The 19897-nt window shown below is 67.5% G+C and carries 24 protein-coding genes and 1 tRNA gene; 5 read left to right on the top strand and 20 right to left on the bottom strand.

The genetic code is table 11. The annotated features are described in order from the left end of the window. Positions 1–2 precede the first annotated feature (2 nt). From H9623_RS13070 to H9623_RS13025, 11 genes are all read right to left on the bottom strand, one after another. Entirely contained in the window at positions 3–476 is a 474-nt protein-coding gene (locus H9623_RS13070; RefSeq protein WP_193720487.1) for a single-stranded DNA-binding protein, read from the bottom strand. A 2-nt stretch (positions 477–478) separates the two neighbouring features. Then, entirely contained in the window at positions 479–709 is a 231-nt protein-coding gene (locus tag H9623_RS13065; protein ID WP_193720486.1) for a glutaredoxin family protein, read from the bottom strand. After that, the gene (locus tag H9623_RS13060) at positions 706–1080 is read right to left on the bottom strand and encodes a WhiB family transcriptional regulator (RefSeq protein ID WP_193720485.1); all 375 of its coding nucleotides are present in this window, start codon (positions 1078–1080) and stop codon (positions 706–708) included. Before H9623_RS13060 ends, H9623_RS13065 begins: the two co-directional genes overlap by 4 nt. Beyond that, positions 1077–1811: a DUF2637 domain-containing protein gene (locus H9623_RS13055; RefSeq protein WP_193720484.1), complete on the bottom strand. Its 735-nt coding sequence runs from the start codon at positions 1809–1811 to the stop codon at positions 1077–1079. The genes H9623_RS13060 and H9623_RS13055 overlap by 4 nt, the downstream gene beginning before the upstream one ends. Beyond that, positions 1808–2668, bottom strand: coding sequence for a recombinase family protein (locus H9623_RS13050; protein WP_193720483.1), 861 nt, complete (start codon positions 2666–2668; stop codon positions 1808–1810). Before H9623_RS13050 ends, H9623_RS13055 begins: the two co-directional genes overlap by 4 nt. A gap of 3 nt (positions 2669–2671) precedes the next feature. Beyond that, positions 2672–3571 carry a lambda-exonuclease family protein gene (locus tag H9623_RS13045; protein ID WP_193720482.1) on the bottom strand — a complete coding sequence of 300 codons (900 nt, stop codon included), beginning with the start codon at positions 3569–3571 and terminating at the stop codon, positions 2672–2674. Continuing rightward, positions 3568–3891, bottom strand: a complete 324-nt coding sequence (locus H9623_RS13040; protein WP_193720481.1) for a hypothetical protein — start codon at positions 3889–3891, stop codon at positions 3568–3570. The genes H9623_RS13045 and H9623_RS13040 overlap by 4 nt, the downstream gene beginning before the upstream one ends. Beyond that, a complete protein-coding gene (locus tag H9623_RS13035; RefSeq protein WP_193720480.1) occupies positions 3888–4073 on the bottom strand; it encodes a hypothetical protein in 186 nt (61 codons plus the stop codon). The genes H9623_RS13040 and H9623_RS13035 overlap by 4 nt, the downstream gene beginning before the upstream one ends. Positions 4074–4173: 100 nt before the next feature. Continuing rightward, positions 4174–4383 carry a hypothetical protein gene (locus H9623_RS13030; protein WP_193720479.1) on the bottom strand — a complete coding sequence of 70 codons (210 nt, stop codon included), beginning with the start codon at positions 4381–4383 and terminating at the stop codon, positions 4174–4176. Next, positions 4380–4505 carry a hypothetical protein gene (locus H9623_RS19830; RefSeq protein ID WP_265332944.1) on the bottom strand — a complete coding sequence of 42 codons (126 nt, stop codon included), beginning with the start codon at positions 4503–4505 and terminating at the stop codon, positions 4380–4382. The genes H9623_RS13030 and H9623_RS19830 overlap by 4 nt, the downstream gene beginning before the upstream one ends. An 88-nt stretch (positions 4506–4593) precedes the next feature. Next, complete coding sequence (locus tag H9623_RS13025; RefSeq protein WP_193720478.1) at positions 4594–4809, bottom strand: hypothetical protein; 216 nt, start codon at positions 4807–4809, stop codon at positions 4594–4596. A gap of 262 nt (positions 4810–5071) precedes the next feature. Between H9623_RS13025 and H9623_RS13020 the strand changes: the two genes are divergently transcribed. Both H9623_RS13020 and H9623_RS13015 read left to right on the top strand, forming a co-directional pair. Next, positions 5072–5452, top strand: coding sequence for a hypothetical protein (locus tag H9623_RS13020; RefSeq protein ID WP_193720477.1), 381 nt, complete (start codon positions 5072–5074; stop codon positions 5450–5452). Between the two features lie 56 nt (positions 5453–5508). After that, positions 5509–5907 carry an ImmA/IrrE family metallo-endopeptidase gene (locus H9623_RS13015; protein WP_193720476.1) on the top strand — a complete coding sequence of 133 codons (399 nt, stop codon included), beginning with the start codon at positions 5509–5511 and terminating at the stop codon, positions 5905–5907. Here H9623_RS13015 and H9623_RS13010 read toward each other — a convergent pair. Then, complete coding sequence (locus tag H9623_RS13010) at positions 5904–7109, bottom strand: tyrosine-type recombinase/integrase (protein ID WP_193720475.1); 1206 nt, start codon at positions 7107–7109, stop codon at positions 5904–5906. The two genes, H9623_RS13015 and H9623_RS13010, sit on opposite strands and share 4 nt — an antisense overlap. An 87-nt stretch (positions 7110–7196) precedes the next feature. Here H9623_RS13010 and H9623_RS13005 point away from each other — a divergent pair. Beyond that, positions 7197–7274, top strand: a tRNA-Arg gene (locus H9623_RS13005). A gap of 98 nt (positions 7275–7372) precedes the next feature. On the opposite strand, the gene H9623_RS13000 is transcribed toward H9623_RS13005, so the two are convergent. The 5 genes from H9623_RS13000 to H9623_RS12980 are packed head-to-tail and all read right to left on the bottom strand — an operon-like array spanning position 7373 to position 12331. Next, positions 7373–8629, bottom strand: coding sequence for a tyrosine-type recombinase/integrase (locus H9623_RS13000; protein ID WP_193720474.1), 1257 nt, complete (start codon positions 8627–8629; stop codon positions 7373–7375). Beyond that, the gene (locus H9623_RS12995) at positions 8626–8832 is read right to left on the bottom strand and encodes a helix-turn-helix domain-containing protein (RefSeq protein WP_193720473.1); all 207 of its coding nucleotides are present in this window, start codon (positions 8830–8832) and stop codon (positions 8626–8628) included. Before H9623_RS12995 ends, H9623_RS13000 begins: the two co-directional genes overlap by 4 nt. A gap of 36 nt (positions 8833–8868) precedes the next feature. Then, on the bottom strand, positions 8869–10416 hold the full coding sequence (locus tag H9623_RS12990) for a replication initiator (RefSeq protein WP_193720472.1): 1548 nt from the start codon (positions 10414–10416) through the stop codon (positions 8869–8871). Continuing rightward, complete coding sequence (locus H9623_RS12985; RefSeq protein WP_193720471.1) at positions 10416–11906, bottom strand: FtsK/SpoIIIE domain-containing protein; 1491 nt, start codon at positions 11904–11906, stop codon at positions 10416–10418. The genes H9623_RS12990 and H9623_RS12985 overlap by 1 nt, the downstream gene beginning before the upstream one ends. Further along, positions 11906–12331, bottom strand: coding sequence for a plasmid replication, integration and excision activator (locus H9623_RS12980; RefSeq protein ID WP_193720470.1), 426 nt, complete (start codon positions 12329–12331; stop codon positions 11906–11908). Before H9623_RS12980 ends, H9623_RS12985 begins: the two co-directional genes overlap by 1 nt. A 137-nt stretch (positions 12332–12468) precedes the next feature. Here H9623_RS12980 and H9623_RS20035 point away from each other — a divergent pair, with 137 nt between their 5' ends. Further along, positions 12469–13371 carry a DUF5919 domain-containing protein gene (locus tag H9623_RS20035; protein WP_193720469.1) on the top strand — a complete coding sequence of 301 codons (903 nt, stop codon included), beginning with the start codon at positions 12469–12471 and terminating at the stop codon, positions 13369–13371. Next, positions 13355–14137, top strand: coding sequence for an inositol monophosphatase family protein (locus H9623_RS12970; RefSeq protein ID WP_227748641.1), 783 nt, complete (start codon positions 13355–13357; stop codon positions 14135–14137). Before H9623_RS20035 ends, H9623_RS12970 begins: the two co-directional genes overlap by 17 nt. A 35-nt stretch (positions 14138–14172) precedes the next feature. Here H9623_RS12970 and H9623_RS12965 read toward each other — a convergent pair whose 3' ends face one another. Genes H9623_RS12965 through H9623_RS12955 form a run of 3 tightly spaced genes read right to left on the bottom strand, consistent with a single transcriptional unit; the run spans position 14173 to position 19213 of the window. Next, positions 14173–15210 carry an Eco57I restriction-modification methylase domain-containing protein gene (locus H9623_RS12965; protein ID WP_193720467.1) on the bottom strand — a complete coding sequence of 346 codons (1038 nt, stop codon included), beginning with the start codon at positions 15208–15210 and terminating at the stop codon, positions 14173–14175. Continuing rightward, positions 15207–18551: a DEAD/DEAH box helicase family protein gene (locus H9623_RS12960; protein ID WP_193720466.1), complete on the bottom strand. Its 3345-nt coding sequence runs from the start codon at positions 18549–18551 to the stop codon at positions 15207–15209. The genes H9623_RS12965 and H9623_RS12960 overlap by 4 nt, the downstream gene beginning before the upstream one ends. After that, complete coding sequence (locus H9623_RS12955; RefSeq protein WP_193720465.1) at positions 18548–19213, bottom strand: DNA methyltransferase family protein; 666 nt, start codon at positions 19211–19213, stop codon at positions 18548–18550. Before H9623_RS12955 ends, H9623_RS12960 begins: the two co-directional genes overlap by 4 nt. Between the last annotated feature and the right edge of the window lie 684 nt (positions 19214–19897).

Raw genomic sequence — 19897 nt, 5'->3', positions numbered from 1 at the left:
GGCTAGAAGGGCGGCTCGTCGGTGAAGGTGCCCGTGCTGGCCGGGGCGGTGGCCCACGGGTCGCCGCCGGACGCCTGCGGGCTCGCGGGCCTGGCGGGCCCGTTGCCGCCCTTCACGGCACGGGCGACCTTCGCCGTGGCGTACTTGAGCAACGGGCCGACCTCCTCGACCTGGAGCTCGACGACGGTGCGCTTCTCACCCTCGCGGCTCTCGTAGGACCGCTGGACGAGGTTGCCCTGGGCGATGACGCGCATGCCCTTCGTGAGGGACTCGGCGACGTTCTCCGCGGCCTCGCGCCAGATCGAGCAGCGCATGAACAGGGTGTCGCCGTCCTTCCACTCGTTGCTCTGGCGGTCGAACGTGCGGGGCGTGGACGCGATCGTGAAGTTCGCGACGGCGGCCCCGGCTGGGGTGAAGCGGAGTTCCGGGTCTCCGGTGAGGTTGCCGACGATCGTGAGCTGGGTGTCTCCGGCCATGGTCAGTTCTCCTTGGTGAGTGCGTGGATCTGGTCGGGGCGGTACCCGGACCAGTGGGTGTCGCCGGCGATGACGACGGGGGCGGACTGGTGGTTGAGGGACCGGACGAGCTCGAGGGCCGTGGGGTCGGTGGTGAGGTCGATCTCGGTGAAGGGGATGCCCTGGCGGTTGAGGAGTCGCTTGGTGGCGAGGCAGGGCATGCAGGCCGGCTGGGTGTAGACGGTGACGGTCACGCCGCCACCTCCTCGGCCTGCGCGGCTGCCCGTGCCGCGTTCTCCTCGGCGACCTTGGCGCGGGCCGCGCGCAGTGCGCGGATCAGGACGCCGCGCTCCTCGGGGCGCAGGCCGCCGCGGATGGTGGCGATCCGGGCCAGGTTCCCCATGTCCTCCTCGCGCAGTGCGGCGTCGAGGCAGGCCTGACGGACGGGGCACCGGGTCTTGCAGATCTCGATGGCGTCGTCCCCGCCACCCTTGCCGCTGGTCCATGCGTCGGACTCGTTCGGGAAGCGCCGGCAGAGTGCCTGCTCTTCCCAGGCGGCCGGCTTGTAGTTGAGGGCGGTGAAGAACGGGTGGGCTGGTCGTGGTGGTGGGGTGATGGTGGTCATGCGGGCTCCCCGTGTGCGGTGAGGACGTTGTGGACGGTGGTCTTGCCGACGCCGAGGCGGGTGGCGATGGTGCGGACGGACAGCCCTTCGGTGCGGGACAGGCGGAGGATCTCCGTGTCTCGGTCGAGGACGGCGACGATCGCGGGCGCCGTCGGGACGAGCTCGGTGTGGACGGCGTGTCCGGTGGGCTGGACGGGGACCGGGACAGGGGCGTCCAGGGCGTCCAGACCGGGGCGGGCGATCATGCGGTCGGCGATCTCGTGTGTCCCGAGGAGGGACCCGATGGGGAACAGGCCAGCGAAGATCGCGCCGACGATGCCTTCCCATCCCTGGGGCCCGAACGACCAGGCGTGCGCCGCGTTGGTCGCGGAGGACACGACTGTCCAGAGGACGACCCATGTCCACGGGCGGACGGTGGATTCACCGCGGGCCCGTGCTGCGAATGCGGAGTAGGTGTAGACGAGGATCGCGCCGTCGACGAACAGCGGGACGAGCGGGGCGAGGCTGTCCGGGACGGCAGCCCAGGGCGCGATCGCGGACAGCCCGGCGAAGGACAGGGTGAAGCTGATGGAAACGATGCCGAGCGTCCCGAGCATCGCGATGGTCAGGGCCCCGCGGGTGTCCGGGTTGATGCGGGCGGCGGAGTGCGCCGTCCGGATGGGCGCCTTGCGGTGGGGCGTCGGGCGGCGGCGCAGGATGACCACCGCCCGACGCAGAAGAGAGCTGGTCACCCCTCACCGCCGAGGGCGAGGAGGATCTGCTCCGCCTCGTCCGCCGTCAGGTCGCGCGTGTGGGAGATCTCCCGCCCCACCCGCTCGGACAAGGCCGCGAGGATGGACGCCGGGTCCTCCGGGACGCCGTCCGCCGCGAGGGCCACGATCACGGCGTTTCGCTGCTCCGGGCTCGCCATGACCTCGGCGTCCACGACGTCCACCGGGGCGGCCGGCGCGACGGGCGCCACGGGCTCCTCGACGTGCACGGCGGCGCGGAGCCGAGCCATCCCCGACCGGTCCGCCACCGGTGCGGAAACCTGACGTCCAGGCGTGGACACCGACTGGACGACGTCCCCGGCCGCGTCCACCTCCGCGCCGAGCTCCTCGGGCGTGTAGATCACCCCGAACAGCGCGTCCGGTGCGGCCATGCGTGCGACCTCGGTGATGGCCCGCGAGCGGAGCATCGCGGACGGGTACGCCTTCCACACGCCCTTCCCCGTCAGCCCGGCCTGGCGCGCCTTCGCCATGTCCCACCGGACCGTGAACGGGTAGTCCGGGTCGTCCGCGCGCAGGATCGTCGCCTCTGCGAACGTGTCGTCCCCCGAGACGCGCAGGCGGTGCCCGGCGCGCCGAACGAGCGACGCGATCAGGTCGGCCGACGCGGACGGCTTGCCCTCGATCACGTGGATCGATGTGATCGCGTTGATCGGAGCAACCCCCAGGGCGTCGGCGTACTCGAGCGCGAACAGCAGGTTCGCGGGCTGCTCCCTGTACTGCTTCGGGAGCAGGTTCGACCCGGACAGCGCCTGGGCGTAGCGGATCTTGTCGTTGAGCGCCGCGGGGGCGCCGGGCTGGTGAACGGTCAGGTCAGTCACGGGTCAGTCCTCCGAGGGGATGGTGGGGAGCTTCGGGGCGGCCTTGACGTAAGGGGCGCCGTTGGCTGCGGCCTGGCGGGTGGCGACGAGGAGCGCGTCCTCACCGACCACGACCAGAGCGCGGCGGGCGTTCGTCATGGCCTTCGACATCTCCGACTTCGCGGCCGTCAGCGCCGCCTTGCCGGCCTTCTCCGCCTCGACCGCGGCGACGTATCGGCGGGCCAGATCGGTCCCGATGTAGACGTCGGTCGCCTTGTCGATGTCGGAGTACACGCGGCGCAGCGACTCGAGCGTGGCCGGGTGGTCGTCGAGCGGCGGGGCGTCGTCGTACAGGAGCGACTCCCAGAACTCGAACGCCTGCCGCTCGAGTTCGGCGCCGACGAGGGGGTCGTACTCGATGACGTACTCGGAGAACGTGAGGTACTCGCCGAGCACGGGGAAGTAGGTGATCTGGTGTCCGCCGAGGTGCATCTGCCACATGGCCTGGATGGCGTAGTAGAGGGGGATCTCGTCGGTGCCGGGCTTGCCCCAGGCGTCGCGGGTGTCGGCTGCGGTCTTCGCTTCGACGCCGACGATGGGCACGCCGTCACCGGTGGCGATGCCGTCCGGGGTGGCGGCAGCCCAGGGGAGCTCGCCGCGGGACAGGACGGTCTGCTCGGCGACGTGCGTGTACTCGGGGTGCTGGTCCTGCCACCACGCCATGACGGCGGGCTCGAGGTAGTGGCCGCGGGACTGCTCGCGGGTCTGTGCTGCGCCCGGGTCGATGCCCTTCATCTGCTGCCAGATGGACAGGGGCGACGCCCAGGGCGAGTGGCCCATGATCGCGGCGACCTTCGACGCGGTCACGAGGGAGTTGTGCTCGGCGGAGCCGGGGACCAGGATGCGGTCCTCGGTGGCGGTCATCGTGCACCGCCCGCGAGGGAGAAGGTGGCCGCGGCCGCACCGTGGCGGTTGGCGCCCGGCCGGACTTGGAGCGCGGGCTCGGCCACGTCGATCGTGGCGATCTCCGGGCCGAGGTCGATGGCCTCGGGCGAGGCGGCACCGTAGGCGACGACCGTGATCGTCGACTCGACCTCCTCCTTGAGGATGTGACCGGTCGGCTCGTAGTGGGTCAGCGTGTGGTGCGGCTTGTTGGGCGAGCTCTGCCACGACTCGTGGTCGGGCGTGGAGTGGAGCCCGTCCCTGCAGTAGCAGACGGCCCACTGGGTCTTGGTGGTGGTCATGGCTGGTACCTCCGTGCGGTGCGTGCGAGTCGGTGCAGCAGCAGTGCTGCGGTCAGGAGCAGTCCGGGGGCTGCGATGAGCTGGGCGCCGGACATCGGGGGAGCGGTCACCCCGTAGATCACGGCTGCGACGGTGAGGGTGGTCGCGGTGGCGAGGACGATCGCCACACCCAGCGGGTTCACTCGTCGTCCCCGGTCTGCTCGTACTGCCGGGCGTAGTCGATCTGGATCCGGAGCAGCTGGGCGGTGGTGAGCTCCCGGCCGGCGTCGATCAGGTCCTCGGTCACGCGGCACCTCCGATGACCTGGATGGGGTAGGCGCCGTCAGCGATGAACGTCTCCCCGGGCTCGGTCGGGATGTACGGCTCGACGGTCAGGACCTCGACCGTGCCGTAGCGCCCGAGCGTGTACGCCCGCGTCTTGCGGACGGTCAGCTCGCGCCCGCCCGGGGTGAGGAAGCGGTCCCCGGGGCGCAGGTCCCGGACGGCGCTCATCGGTCGCCTGCCAGTTCCCAGCGGCGCTCGGCCTCGTCAGCCATGAGGTCCGCGAGCGTCTCCAGCTCAACCTCGGATGGGGCATCCTCGCGAAGCGCGAGGTTCCTCTCGTACCTGTCCATCGGTAGTGTTCCTCTCGAGTGATGGGGTCCGGTCGTCTGTGGTGGATGCGCCGGGCCCCGTTGCTATGTGCGGGGTGAAGCAGGTGCGTCAGGCGTCGACGAGGCTCGCGAGGTACTCCTCGGGCGTCGTCGTGATCAGGTACCGGGCACCGCGGGCGCTGGAAGCGCGCTTGGCCTCGATCCGACCGGAGTAGATGAGGTCGTAGACCGAGGACGCCGGCAGGTCGAGTGCAGCGGCGAACGTGGACACCGAGCGGGACACGCGCTGGGGAACAGGGCGGGTCTTCGTGGAAGGACGTGGCATCGGGGGCTCCGTAGGTCTGGGGAACTCCGTTGTTGTTCCCTTGATGTCTCCGATAGTTCCACTAAGTTCCGGTGAAGTCAACGGTGAACACGGAAGATGGCATGGAAGTTCACCCGAACGACAGGCTTGAGGGCAGGGCGAGATCCCTGTTGACCAGCACTTTTGCCAGTCAAACCGTGTAGAGTTCCATACTGTTCAGACCGAGATCCTTGGTGTTCCATGAAGACGACGGAGACACAGTGACCACAGCGAGGGGTTCCCCATGCCTGACTACGACAAGGCACGAGAAGCAGTACGAGTGGCCCTCCGAGAGCGCTCCATGGAGCCGATCCAGCTCGCCCGCGAGGCGAAGCTCGACCCCGGCACGGTCCACGACTTCCTGAACGGCCAGCGATGGCCGCGATCCACGAGCCTCGGCAAGATCGAGACCTACTTCGGGTGGCCCCTGGGCTACCTCGACCGCGTCGCACGAGGACTAGCCGAAGCCGATGTGGCACCCTCATTGCAAGCGGCGGACGGCATCCTCCTCGACATCGACGCCAAGGCGCTCGAGGGGCTATCGCTCGAGGAACGCGACGAAGTCGTCACCGCAGCCAAGCTGCGAGCACTGCAAGTAGCGCGAGAGATCAGGCAGGCCAAGTAGGAGGCAGGATGAGCAGGCACTCCCCGTGGCGCGACGCTGCCGAGCGACACCCCGATGTGAAGATCGGACTCGCGAAGATCGCGCCGCTACGGGGGGCCTGGATCACCACCGAGAACGTCATCGTTCTCGACGTCGACCTCGACCAGGCGAACTGCAACGCCACCCTCGCGCACGAGCTCGCGCACATCGACCTCAAGCACCACGCCCACCAGGCGCCAGCGAAGTGGTTCGCCATCCGGTGGGAGCGCGAAGCCGATGACCTCGCATGCGATCGGCTCCTCGACAACGTCGACGAGATCGCCGAAGCCATGGCCCTGCACCCGCAGAACCTCGACATGGCATCCGACTACCTCGAGGTGCCGTCCGACGTCCTCTGGCGCCGCCTGACTCGCCTCACGAACGCGGAGAAGCTGCTCATCGTTGAGCGCCTCGACCGCATCGAACGGGCCTGCTAGGCCCCGAGCCCCAACAGCCCGGCCACCTGCTCCATGGCGTCGCGCGTCTGCTTGTCCGCGGCGTGCTGGTAGCCCTTCGACGTGACGATGCTCGAGTGCCCCAGGATCGACGTCACCACGACGTCCGGCACGTTGGCCTCCATCAGGAGCGTCGCGGTCGTGTGCCTAGCCTCGTGCAGTGTGTACCGCTCGCCGTTCGCCTTGGCGACGCCGGCGGCTTCCTGGGTGGCGTTCCAGGCCTCGCTGTCCTCCGGCGGGTCCAGCGGGTCGCCGTTCGGGCGGGCCCAGACCAGCCCGTACTGGCTCTCCGGGGCGACGGCCTTCCATGTCTGCAGCGACGTCGCGAACCAGGGCAGCATGGGCAGCACCCGGTAGCCGGACGACGTCTTCGGGCGCACCAGGTGCCACGAGAGCCGCAGCTGTCGCGCCTCGTACCCGTCCGGGACGCGGAAGATGCCCCGGGCTCGGTCCTTGTACGGGAGCTGCTGCAGCTGCCAGGACACGTCGATGAGGCCGCGGTCAAAGTCGACGCAGTCCCAGGTGAGGCCGATGCACTCGGCCTGCCGCATGCCCTGCAGGAGCGCGGCGACCCAGCGGGACCCACCCGGCTGGTCAGCGGCGACAGCGAGGATGGCCTTGGCCTGCTCGATGGGGATCGCACCGCGCGTGGACGCGGCCTTCGCGGGCGCCTTCGTCATCAGGACGCGCTGGGGGACGGCGTGGCCCTCGACGATCGCGGCGCGCAGCATGCGGGTCAGGACGCCCTGCGCGTATCGGGCCGTGGTGGACGAGCGGCCGGCGTCGCTGACGGCCGTGGTGACCTGGCGGACGTCCGCGGGGGTGAGCTCGGCGAGGCGTCGGCGGCCGATGGTCGGGATGATCCAGCGACCCACGCTCGAGCGGTCGGTGGCGAACGTCTTCGGGCGGACGGCGCGCTCGTGCATCTTGAGCCACTCGGCGGCCCAGGTCTTGACCGTGGTGCTGCCGTGCACTCCAGCTGCAGGTGCGCCGTCGCGGTCGATCTCCTGCCGCTTCTTCTTGAGCTTGGCCTTGCACTCGGCCTCGGTCTTGGCGGAGACGGTGATCCGTCGGCGGGTGCCGCTGATGGTGGTGCCGGCCTCGATGGTGGCGATCCAGCGGCCGTCGGATGCGCGCTGGTAGACACCTCCGGAGCCGTGCTCGCGCCTGGTCCTGGCTGTCATCTGGAACTCCGTTCGGTATGTAGCCAACACTGTAGCCGACTAGTCGGAACTGTCGAAGAACTCGGAGGCTGCCTGGGGCGCCGAACGGCGCCTTATCCCTAGTCTAGTTCCAATAAGTTCTGACTACGGATCAGAAGGTTGGGGGTTCGAATCCCTCCGGGCGCACAGTACGCGAATCGGCGCGGTTCCTAGGAAACTAGGGGCCGCGCCTTCGTCGTTCCCGGGGTGGTTGCGGCTGCTCCCCGTCGCGTTCCCCGTCACGGTCACTCACCGCCCCGCTGCGAGTAGGCCGCCAGGGACTCCACGGCCCGGGTGAACGCGTCGTCGTGGGACCGCGCGTAGCCGTTCGTCACCTTGATGTCCTCGTGCCCCAGGATGTCACGCACGACGTGTGGAGGGACGCCCGCTGCGAGCATGTTCGTGGCGGCCGTGGCCCGCAGGTCGTGCACCCGGAGGCCTGCGAACCCGAGCCACGCGACGAACGCAGTCCATCCCTGGATCGCCGTTCCGTCGCCCTTGGACACCTTGACCTTGGACTTGAGGACGTTGCCCCGGATCACGTAGCCCGTGCGCTCCGATCGGAACACCTGGGCCGACCGGGGCTGCTTGGCGAGCAGCTCGCTCAACGGGTCGACCAGGTGCCTCGGGATCGGGACCAGGCGGCTCTTGCCTCCCTTGGGCGGTCCCCAGACGAGGTTGCCTTCACGTGAGTAGCCGGCTGCCAGGTCGGCGTCGTCCTTCGTCATCTCGGAGACGGAATGCGTGACGCTCAGGATCCCGCGCGTGAGGTCGACGTCACCTACCTGGAGGGCGGCAGTCTCGCCGTAGCGAAGACCGGCGGATCCCATGAGGTCGACCATCACCGCGTAGGGCTCACCGTTGGGCAGCGCACGGACCGCTTCGACGAGGGATGCGAGCTGCGCGGGGGTGAGCGTCATGCCGACCTTGCGCTCCTGGCGGTGGCGCTTCTCCGCGTTCGACGATGTCGCGGACCTCGCGGACCTCGCGGACCTCGCGGACCTCGCGGACCTCGCGGGGTTCGCGGAGAGCAGCCCGTCCCGAACGGCGACGCCCAGCACGGCCGAGAGGGCGAACCGTGCCTGGCGTGCTGTGTGGACGCTGCCGGTCCGTGCCCACTCCGCCTGAGCGCGTTCGACCTCACCGACCGAGATGTCACCGACCTTCGTGGCGCCGAAGGTCTTGATGACGCGCGCGTTCCACCCGTCGCGGTAGTAGCTGAACGTCCGCGGTGCGAGCCGGCGTCGAAGGACCGGTTCGGCCCGCTCCCAGAGTCCCGAGTCGGACAACCGGGTGCGTTCGAGGTCGAGGTTGCGTCCCCTGGCCGAGTCTCGCTGCTTTCGCTCCCACGCGTCGGCCTGGGCACGTGTCGAGAACTCTTCCTCGACCTCGCGGCGGGGGCCGTGCGGCGGGTAGGTCCAGACGCGGGCGCGCCAGACGGTACGCGTGCGGGGCTCACCGTTGTCGCCCGTGTACGAGTAGACGCGCTTCTTGACGCTCATGGTGCCTGCCGCTCGCCCCGGGAGGCGATGAACGCGTCCACGTCCGACGCGAGCCACCGCCACGCCCTCCCGACCTTCCACGCGCGCGGGATCGAGCTGTGTCCCCGCCTCGCGAGGTCCTGCAACGTCGCCTCCGGAATACGGAGAAGGGTGGCCACCTCGGCCTGCGTCAGAACCAGTGACTCGCCGGTGAGTGTGCTCATGAGCTGTTCCTTTCGTGCCTCGAATGTCTGGGTCGGCTATCGCGCCGGGTGGTGGGTGGTGCGCTGCTCCTTCCGCCACTGCGCGTACTCGCGGGCGCGGGAGGCGGCAGCGTCGGCAAGGGCCTTGTCTCCTGCCCGGGGCCAGCCTGACCCTTCGAAGGTCCACGACCCGACGACGAGTGTCGCCTCTTCGGCGTCTTCGGCCATGAGCCGGGCTTCGAGCTCGCGTGTGTCAAGGGTTCGACCGTCGCGGCAAGCGTCGGCCATGAGCCGCTGGAACCGGTGCCGAGCACGACGCAAAGCACCGAGAGTCACGGAGTAGCGCCGAGACTTCGTGGAGAAGTGGCCTCGGAATCCGAGCATCGAGGACCAGTGGCCGAGCAGTGCGTACTGATTGGCGGAGCAGTCACCGCACAGGCTCGGGTGCCGGTCTGCGGCGCGTTCAGAGCACTGGAATGGGCAGCCGGCGAGCGCACGTGCTGCGAGCCGGCGACAGGCCGCGGTCATGGTGGCGAGGTGGGGGCGGGGCCGGGCGGGGTCGACGCCCGCCGACTTGGTCGAGTACTTCGCCAGGTAGGCGGCGACCTGCTCAGCGGTGACGTCCTGACCAGCGGGCGCACCCCCGCGAACCTCTCGCACATCGACCTGCTGACCGAAGCGGAGTACCCGGTCGGCGTCGCCGTTGTCGGCGGCAGGAGCCATGTACCGAACGGACTCCGCGGCAGCGCGAACGACGTCGGCCAGCGAGGCTGCCGGTACGGGGGCGGGAGAGCCGGGTCCGTCCGGCCCGTCGATGCGTACGAGGGCGTGGAAATGGACGAGGCCGCGAGCCTGGAACTCGGCCACCTTGGCGTACTCGAGGCGCAGGTGGTTCTTCAGGCCGGAAGCTGCGACACCAAGGGTTGCGGCGAGGTGTCGACGCAGGGCGATGGTGAAGCGACGCCACAGCTCGGGAGCGAACCACTGCCAGACGGCCGCGGAGTCGACGTCGTAGCAGTCCGGGCACAGTGGAGCGCCAACGACGGCGTCGTCCTTCTCGTGCCGGGTCCAGCATGCCGTGGATCGACCATGCCGACAGACCGTCGCACGGGATCGAGGGTGGCACGGTTGCGGCCTCCGGTCCTTCTCCCGCACACCGTGGACAGTGCCGAACGATGGCGCTGTGAGGGTGACGAACAGGAGGGGGTTCGCTGCGACGGTTGAGGGGACGCCCTTGCCGCCGTGCAGGCCGGTCGAGATGAGCTCGAAGGTGTCACGCGCATAGACGCGCGAGCAGGCAGGGCAGACGTCCTCGCGCCGGTTGCCGCAAGGCTTGTAGAGCATCCCGAGGGGCTGGTCGGCGGAGTGGAACGTCTCGACGATCTCGCCCGTCCGCGCGTTGACGACATCGAAGCGGCCGACGAGGCGCACAGGGTGGGAGCAGTTGCCGACCCGCGCGAGGGTGTCGGCGAGGGCGGGCATGGTGCGGTCGATCAGGCGTGAGGCGATGGACTGGACCTCGAACGGCCTCAGGTCTCCGAGGTCGAGCGGGGCGTCGGGGGAGTGGCCCCAGAAGCCCGCGTCCACCGCCTCAGCCGTCGTCATCAGGCGACCTCGGAGCCTTCGGCCGTGGTCCTGGGCGTACGGGGCTTGCGGGGTGCGCGAGGACGACGAGCGGTGCCTTCGGCCCTTGCCGACTCCTCTGGCTGTGAGGCGTCCGAGAGCACGGGTGCGACGGGGGGCGCGTCCTCGGGCAGCGGCGGTGCGGGCGGAGCTGGGTAGGTGGCGGCGACCATGCGGATGAAGTCGTCGGCCCAGAAGTCGGCGCGGACCCGCTGGACGAACCCATCGTCGGAGACGGCATACCCGGTCCCCGGAATGGTGCGGGGAATGTGGTGTGCGGGCGAGTCAGAGGCCGTGCCGTCCCCAAGGACCATTCGCGTCTCAGCAGCGGAGGCCAGTCGCAAGGCGATGGTCTGCGTGAACAGGTCGCGCATGCCGACGGTCTCCTTGCGGGGGTCCTGCACGAACGCGACGACGATGACGCCGAACGCGCGACCCTGGGTCAAGATGAGCTTGAGAAGGCTCGCGGCCTCGTTGACGACTTCCTTCGAGGCGTAGGCCGTGAGCACGGCGAGCTCATCGATCATCAGAACGTGTACCGGGTCCCCCGGGTTCGGCGCGAACTGCCGGGTCAGCCCACGCATGATCCGCTGCCGCTCGACGATCACGCGGTACAGAGCCCGGAGGAGGTGGACTGCGTTGTCCTCGGTCATCGCGACGTGGGAGAACATCGGCGCACCGACAGCGACCTCGACGCCTCCCTTGAGGTCGATGCCCCAGAGGTTGACCATGCCCGCGTGCGCAGCCGGCGCGAGGTTGCCCGCCACGCCCCAGAAGATCGAGCCCTTCCCCGAGCCGGTGCGGCCGACGACAAGCGTGTGCCGTCCGCTGAGGTCGAGACGCCACGGCTGCCCGTCCGAGCACCGCCCGAGCGTGACAGCGCACGTCTCGACCCGTACCGGGATGGTCGGGAACGTGGGGACGTCGAGCAACTCACGCATCGTGAGGACGAGCTCGACCCACCCCGCGCCGAGTCGGCGGGTCTCGACGGACTGAGCACCGAAGGCGGTGGCGATCGCCTCTGCCGCCTCGGTGATGTCGTCGGCTGTCTGCCCGATGCGAGCTCGGATCTGGAGGCACAAGGTGTTCTCGGACGCACGGACGCGCTGCAACCGGGGAATCACGCGGGGCTCGTTGCCACGAGGCGTCGACGCCAGACCGCAGTGCTCGGCAACCAGGACCCAGTTGCGCCGAGCCGTGCGTCGCCACCCACGGCGGCGGATCGGTCCACCGAGAACCGCGTCATAGGTGAGCGGGTCGACCGCGAACCACACAGCCCGGACGAGCGAGAATGCCGGGACGCTCCACAGCACCGCGTAGCCGGCGGCGGCGTGCGATCCAAGCAAGAGGACGTTGCCCAGCACGACGCAGGCCAGCAGCAGCCGCCAGGGCCGCAGAGTCCAGGCGAACAGGTGCCCGACCACGCCCGCAACCTGGCGGGTGACCGCCCACGCCGTGCTGAGCGTGTCCATCAGGCCGCGTCCTTCGCGTCGGACGCCTTGCCGGCCTGCCCCGGAGCGACAAAGCCCTGCGCGCGGAAGGACCACGCGATCCGGGGGCGGCTCCCGGCGTCGTCGACGTACGGCAGGGCCGTGAGGCCCACGAACTCCACCGGCGTCCACGGCAGGGGCGAGGTGTTCTTCGGCGGCACCGGCTGAACTTCGGCAGAGAACTTGACCGAGACACCGATCTCGCGTCGGCCGGCGTCTGCGTCGGCATCGATGACGGTGCACTGCCACATCGGCAGGCCGCTCTCCTTGTCTCGCTGCTGGGGACGCGAGCCGTCCGCGCGCTTCTCGGCCTGGAAGTCCGCGACGGGCTCGACGAGTCCGTGCAGGAACGCACCGTTCGGGAAGACGAGACCGTGGGCGACGGGGAACCGCTTGGCGATAGCCACTTCAACCAACTCCTATTCGCATGTGGAGCGCGTCAATCGCTGCTCCTGCGACCAACTACACACTCACACGAGTCGCCTGTCAAGCGATTGGGCCCATCCGTCTCGCATGTCAGGCGATTCGTGCGAGAATCGACAGCGTGAGTACGACATGGGACACAGTGGTGCGAGAGGTGCTTGACCATGCCCGGCGAGCGGCTGGAGGTGGGGCAGCACTCGCCCTGGCGTTGCGTTCGGCCGACGTTGGTCCTGAATCGGGCACGTACTCGGAGTCGGCAGTCAGCAACTGGATCAAGGGACGCGCGCGGCCCCCGGCGGACGTTGTTCTCGCCGCGGCATCGATCTACGGACTGTCGCTCGACACCCGGCTTGGACTCGCGTCAGAGATGGACGGGGAGGGGGCCGGCGATGTCGCGGAACTACGCGGCGCTCTCCAGCGACTCGAGAAGCTCGTGTTCGAGCGCCTGACCCCGCCATCCGACGACGCGACGTTCTCAACGCGAGATGTACGAGGGGTCTTTCCGACCAGGTCGGAGGCGCAGGCGGCGATGCCCGTTCTGCGGACGCTCGCGACGTCGGAGCGCGTCGACGCGATGGGACTGAGCCTCAACGCGCTCTGTCAGGGAGTGTCTGACGTGACGCTCGCGGAACTTGTAGAGAACGGTCTGACCCTGCGGTGCCTGTTCCTCGACCCGAACGGCGCGGCGACTGCGGCACGGGAGGTTGAGGAGGAGCAGCCGGCTGGGCACTTGGCCGAGCTCACGCGGGCGAACATGTTGGCCGTCGCACGTCTGCGCAAGCGACTGTCGTCCGAGGCCAGGGGGCGCGTCCAGGTCCGCACGTACGACGAGCCAGTGCGGTTCAACATCACCCGGTTCGACGGGGCCCGCGCCCTCGTACAGCCGTACTTGCCGCGCCTTCGCGGACTGGACGCACCCACGTTCCTGATCGAGGCCGACGAGGCGCACCCGCATGGCCTCTTCCCGATCTTCGAGGCGATCTTCGACGAGACCTGGGAGCGTGCAGATGTTGTCGGCAACTGAGCGGGCGGCTGACGCGGCGATCGACCTCGCGCTCTCGCTACTTGGTGAGGGCGAGACTGGCGAGCGCGTCTACAAGACAGACCGCGACTTCGCCACGGCCACCGACTTTGCCATCGAGGACGCCGTCCGTGAGCTGCTTGCTCGCGAGACCCCCGATGTTGGATTCCTCGGGGAAGAGCGTGGCCATACCGGCGACCGTGAGCAGTACTGGTGTCTCGACCCCATCGACGGGACCACGAACTTCTCGCGCGGACTGCCAAACTACGGTGTGTCGCTCGCCCTGATCGAGGATGGCATCCCGGTCTTCGGCACCATCGCGCTACCGGCTCACGGCGAGCGATACGTCACCCGGGACGGTGTGGCGTTGCTCAACGGGAAGAGCATTCGCGTGGCCGCGACGTCAGGGCTGGCCGAGGCGATCGTCTCCGTGGGCGACTTCGCGACCGGGCCAAACAGCGCCGAAAAGAACGAGCGCCGGCTCGGCATGATTGAGCAGATGGCGCAGTCTGTCGGTCGCGTGCGGATGCTCGGATCGGCCGCGACAGACCTCGCCTGGTTGGCTGCCGGTCGCGTCGATGCTGTCGTCATCGACGCGAATCGCTCCTGGGACGTCGCAGCAGGCATCGCCCTCGCGCGATCAGCAGGCGGGGTCATCAGTCACATCGATGGCGCGCCTTACACGCTCGACGGAGGTGATCTCCTCGTGACGATATCGGAAGTGCACGACTCGATGATCGCGACCTTAGCGGCAATCAAAACTGGCTAGTTCGCTGATGTGGCGAAGACTGGCTCCTCGCCGAGTTATTCCATTGGCGCGACGTGGGACTCGATGAAAACGATCTCGCTATCGTCGAGTCCGTACTTGGCGTAGAGTTGGGCGTCAATTTCGGGGACCGGCTTGGCCCAGTCAATGTCAGACCCATCGGTGAAATCCTGGAGCGGGACGTACTTCCAGGCGCTTGCCGGGTTGTGCTGTGTGACTTTGAGGATACCAAGCAGGGTGCGAGCGAACTTCGTTTTGATGTACTTCAGGCATGCCTCGGCTTCTACCTTCGCGTCGAAGGATCCGATGGTGATGAAGGTGTAAGTTGCACCGACCTGCGGTTCGAGCACCAGTGGCGACGAGAGAGGCTCTCCGAGTGCACCCGAGCCGTTCGATTTCGGTAGCGCAACCTTGAACTTCTCGAGGCTCTCCGGGCCGCCGAAGTATTCTCGTCTGATCCACCGATAGGCCCGTGCGCGAGCCGTGATTCCAAGGACCCTCAGATACTCGCAGCCGTCTCCTGGTTCTTGCTCATGAAATACTGTCGCAAATTGGCTGAAGGCCGTCGTTTCTACGAGGTACTCGTTGCCCTTCGGTCTTAGTGCGAGCAGATCTGGGTGGTCTTCGTACAAGCTGGGCAGGTACCTAAACGAACGCGAACTGGTGATGTATCCATCGAGCGCCTCGCCTCCTGCCCCGGTCACCTTGTGCTCGATTGAGTTGAGCTCAGGGTGTTTGGTGAACGTCCCTATTGGCTCGCCTTCGCGGTCGGCATCGCGGTAGGTAACTGCGATGCCGCCCTTGATGTCGGTCCCGGGGAAAAGGTCGTTGCTGTTGGGGACATAGTGTGGCACTGAAAGGCAGGGGTCCGCGAGCATCTTGGCGTTCCACTCCTTCGGAGTGAAACCTGCGTTGAACAGGAACCGTGCCGGGGTGATGAGCACAGCCTTGGTGCCGACCTCGTAGGCGGCGTCCATAAACTGGTGGTAGATGGGGGTGTCGCGGGTTCCTGAGCCCTGGGCTTCCTCCTGGTAGGGAGGGTTCCCGATCACGACGTCGAACTTCTTGTGATTCATCGGTTGTCTCCCAGCATCTCGTTCATGAGGATCTCGCGTTGTTCGGCGGTCATGCGGGCGAGGTTGCCAACCCGAAAATGTCCCGACTCCTCGAGCCAAGCCCGGCGCCCGGCCGCACCGCCGCTGACGGCTTCCAGCGTGATGTCGTGGAGGATCTCGTTGTGGCTCATCTCGAATACCTGCCGGGTGAGGATGTGTTGGAGCCGCTCATCTTGGTCGGGGATGGTGTCGGTCAGGCCCTTGTCGAGACGCCGGACGATCTCCATGAGGAACAGGCCAGCGGTGGAGAACGGGTCGGCGAACGTCTTGTCGGGGTCGGAGAAGATGCCTGGGTTCTGCTCCTCGAGGGTGTCGCACATGAGCGTGACGACGTGCTTCGGCGTGAACACGAGTGAGGTCTTCTGCTGGGGGATGTACGCAAAGATGTCCTCGGTCTGCGCCGGGTCGAAGTAGTTGGAGAGTTCTTCCTTCTTGGTGAGGAACTCCTGGATCGCCTGGGTGAACACGGCTTCGTCGAACAGGCCGGGAATCTTGGTGACTTCACCTGTCGTCGGGTCGGCTACTTCGCGGCCGTCGCGCAGCTTGCGGAAGTCCGCCTCGGTGATCCCTGTGATCTCGGCGAACACACCGTCGGGCGTGTAGTCGTCGAAGTTGGCGAGCGTCATGTTCTGGTCGCCATAGGCCATGAGGAACATCGGGACGGTACGAGCGAACCCGCGCAAATGGTCACGGGCGGCGTCCATCGTCTTGTTCGCCGCGGTCTGGGCCTTCTTGGTCTCCTCGCGCTTGACGACGGTGTCGCTGACGTTGTCGAGGGCGTCGTGGAAGATCGAGAGCACTTGTGCTTCGAGCCCTGTCGTAGCCGCGTTTTTCTTGGCTTCCAGCGCCAGAAACTCGGCCTCGGTCGTAGCCTCCTTGGCCTCGGTGTCGATGTGATTCAGGGCGATCTGGTGGTCTACGTAGGCGCGTTCCACCTTGGCCTTCACCTGTGCCTCGGTGACCTTCTCGTCGTTCTGGACCTGCTTGGCGGTCATGCCGTACTCGGCTGCGGCCTTGGTCCGGGTCTCGCGTGCCTTCTCAGTGACGATGGAAGCGATCTTCTTAGCCGCCTCGGTTGCCTTGGTCGTGGTCGGGTCCAGGCGCGGCACGTCGTCGTCGGAGTAGACGGGCTTGCCGAGCTGGGCGATCTTTGGGTTGATGACGGTGACTACGTCGACTTGCACGTTGCCGTCGGCATCCGTGGTGGGCGACGGGGACGAGATCTCGATGGGCTTGCCCTGCTCGGCCTTCCTCTCCTTGGCGACGGGCAGCTGGTTGAGGATGTCCTGGAAATGCTCCACGGCCCGGAAGATGCCGGAGACGTTCGTGAACAGCAGGTTCGACAGGAAGCCACGCCGCACGACCTCGCGAGCCTTGAACACCTGCGGGAACGTGAGCACCTGGGTGGCGTCGAGCTCGATCATCCGGCCCTCGGTGTCCTCGCCCAGGATCGGGAAGAAGTTCAGCAACCGACGGATGTTCGCCTGGCGCTCGGCAACGTCGACTGGCAGGCGCGGGGCGAGGTTGTTCGCGAAGGCGTCGAAGATCGTCAGGGTGCGCTCGGGGGCGAAGTCGAAGATGTAGGCATTCTTCTTCTGCCATGCCTTGTCGCCGCGCGTGAACGTGCACGGGTTCTGTGCACGGAACGCTGCTTGCATGTACAAGGCGGGGGAGGACAGGTTCGACAGCATGATGACGGCCGTCCACTCGGGCACCGTCACCCCGGTGGTCAGCTGCCCCACCGACAGCGTGATCGTCTTGCCCCCGGCGGCTTCGGCTTCCGCTATGGCGGTGCGGACCTTGTCCAGCGACTTGCCTACGGTCACCGCGTCGTCGGCGGCCTCGTCCAGCTCGTCGGCCGCCCCGCCGTGGGGCCGGCCGTCGCCGGCGGCCAGGGTGACCGTGTAGTCGCCGAAGACCGGGTGGGCCTTGAGCATCCGCTGTAGCGCCTTGGCCGAGGCGACACGGTTGAGCAGCCAGAACGAGTGGCGGATCTCCTCGCGCAGTTCGGGGGTGGAGAACGGGTACTTCTCCTGCGTCGTCAATGCATCCAGGAACCGGGCTACGTCGGCCTCGTAGACGAAGTAGCCGTTGTCCTTGGTGGAGAAGAACTCCGCCAGGTCGAACGTGTAGTCGACGTTGCCTGCCTCATCGTCCAGCGCGACGCCCTCGGCGAGCCTGTCGGTCACCATGCGGGAGAGCTGGTAGGTCAGCAGGTTCAAAGTCGGGAGCTGTGCATAGGGGTTGTCGGCCGTGTCGTCCGCCCACTGCTCTTTTGCGGTCTGCTCGTCCTCATACGTCCAGTTGAAGATCTGGTTCGGGAGGAACTTCTCCGATGCCAGTGCCTTGAACGGCGTGCCGGACAGATGCAGCGTGTGGCGGCGCGTGATCTGGTTGAACGCCACGTCGGTCTTCGTCGTGTCGATGCCCTCGTGCGCCTCGTCGATGACCAGCAGATCCCACTCAGCGTCGGCGATGTGCTTGAGCTTGTCGAAGGAACCACCGAAGTACTGCGAGCCCTTGAGGTCCTGCAGCGAGACGAACTCGATGATCCGTGGGTCAGAGTCGATGTGATCGCGCGCGTACGCCCTCCACTGCTCGCGAGACATCGGGTTGCGCCCGGCGAGTGACGGCGAGTCGGACACGAACCGGTAGCCGGTCTGGTGAGCGATGAACCGCTGGTAGTCGTCGAACCAGGAGTTGGCAATCGCCGGCCGGTTGGTGACGATCAGCGCACGCCGCACGTCCATCGTTCGCATCAGGTCGTACGTCGTGAGCGTCTTGCCGAACCGCGGCTTGGCGTTCCACAGGACCGTGTCACTGCCATCACCGAAGACCTTGACCGTCTGCTCGACAGCGGCCCGCTGCTCAGGCCGCAGGGCGTAGTCGTCCTGGGACGCAGTGCGCGGAGCCGTGAAGGACTTCGAGGCGAAGTCGAAGAAGTACTGCTCGCTGGTCTTCGGGGCGTCGACGAACTTGTGCCACTCGGTGCGGTGCGGGATGGCGGCCGGGTTGAACTCGCGCTCGATGCCCTGCTGCTTGAGGAACGCGTGGAAGTCGGAGTCGCGGAACGTCCCACCGCCCTCGGTCATGAACGTCGCCTTGTACGCCCAGCGCTTGACCTTGGTGATGTTGAGCTGAGACGCCTGCTGGTTGATGCGCTTGTCCACCGAGTCCTGCTCGGTGTACCCGATCTTCTCCCACCCCTCGTACTTGGGGATGTCAGGGGTCGTCCACGAGTAGATGTGCGGAACGACCTCGTGAAACGTGGAGATGCTTGGGGAGCCGGGGCTGCTGGTCACTGGTCGTGTGCCTTCACTTCTTCGTGGACATGGTCGATACGACAGGGTGCGTACCGGACGGGCTCTTGAAACATCGCGAAAAGGTCTGGTGCGGGCGCGTCAGCACGCAACGAGTTGAACGTGAACGGCTCCCGGATGACCCCACCGTGATCGGCTGGATCGCGGTTCCACCAGGAGAACACGACCTCATCCCCGCTCGGGGTCAGGCCGGTCAGGGTGTTGCCGCGGACGACGTTGGCGTCGATGAGGAACCGCGCGGCCTTGGCAAGATCGGTGTCGATGTCGCACGCGATGGTATGGCCAGTGTGGAAGGCCAGGAATACGTCGAGCATCGCGGCCTGTGCGTCCGCATGGTTGTCCTCCAGCAACTCGATCGCGTAGATCGAGGCAAGGGCGAACAGCGACTCCTCAGCCCAACGCTCCCTCGGGAAACGTCGCTCGATCGCATGAAGCTTGCGCTGTAGGACCACGACAAGGAAGTTGCCGTCGCCTGCCGCTGGCTCGAGGACTGTCTTGTCGACGAATCCCGGACTCTCCTCGAGGTCCTTTCGCACGAGGTCGAGCATCTGGTCGACCATGTGCCGCGGTGTGAACACCTCACCATGAGCCTTGACGCGAAGACGGGACTTCACCAGTACCTCCTCGGCGATCGTCTGCGTCACGCATGTCTCCCATAGCCTCCGGACGGCACATCCAGCCGTTCCCCGTTAGGCTACCGCGCTGCTCCGACACGGGGACGTAGTGAGGACTTTCCCTACTGACTCAAGCGCGCGGCTTCGCCGCGCGGGCGTCCTCCCGGGTGGGCCGGCGCCGCAGGACCCCGCGCTCCGCTCGCAAGCTCGCTGCGCGCACCCCGCGTCAACGGCCCACCCGTCCAGCCGCCACGACGAAGGGCGGTCCCGTGTCATTCTGGGACCGCCCTCAGGTCGTCGCTGGTTGCCGACACCGTCGTCGTGCCATCCGGCTCCGCACCGACAGCCGAGCATCCGGCCGTCTCCGCCCCGCGTCCAGGGCGCCTGCGGCGTCGCTCCGCGATGGCCTACGGCCACCCGTGACCCAGGACTCCGACAGCCTCTTGTGCTCCGCTATCGGTACGGCGCCTTCGAGTGTGCCCACTGAAAGCCTCGACTCGGCTCCCCGCCGTCCTCCCCGCCAAACGACGCGAACTCCCCGCCCGAGGGCCAGTTTCCCGGGCGAACTCCGCGAAGGGAACCGCGGAATCCTGCGGGAACGCCGGCCACCGTATTCCTACGGATCAGAAGGTTGGGGGTTCGAATCCCTCCGGGCGCACAGTACGCGAATCGGCGCGGTTCCTAGGAAACTAGGGGCCGCGCCTTCGTCGTTCC

The sequence above is a fragment of the Oerskovia douganii genome, from assembly GCF_015142735.1.
Classification (GTDB): Bacteria; Actinomycetota; Actinomycetes; order Actinomycetales; family Cellulomonadaceae; genus Oerskovia; species Oerskovia douganii.
This window is presented reverse-complemented; position numbering and strand designations above follow the sequence as displayed.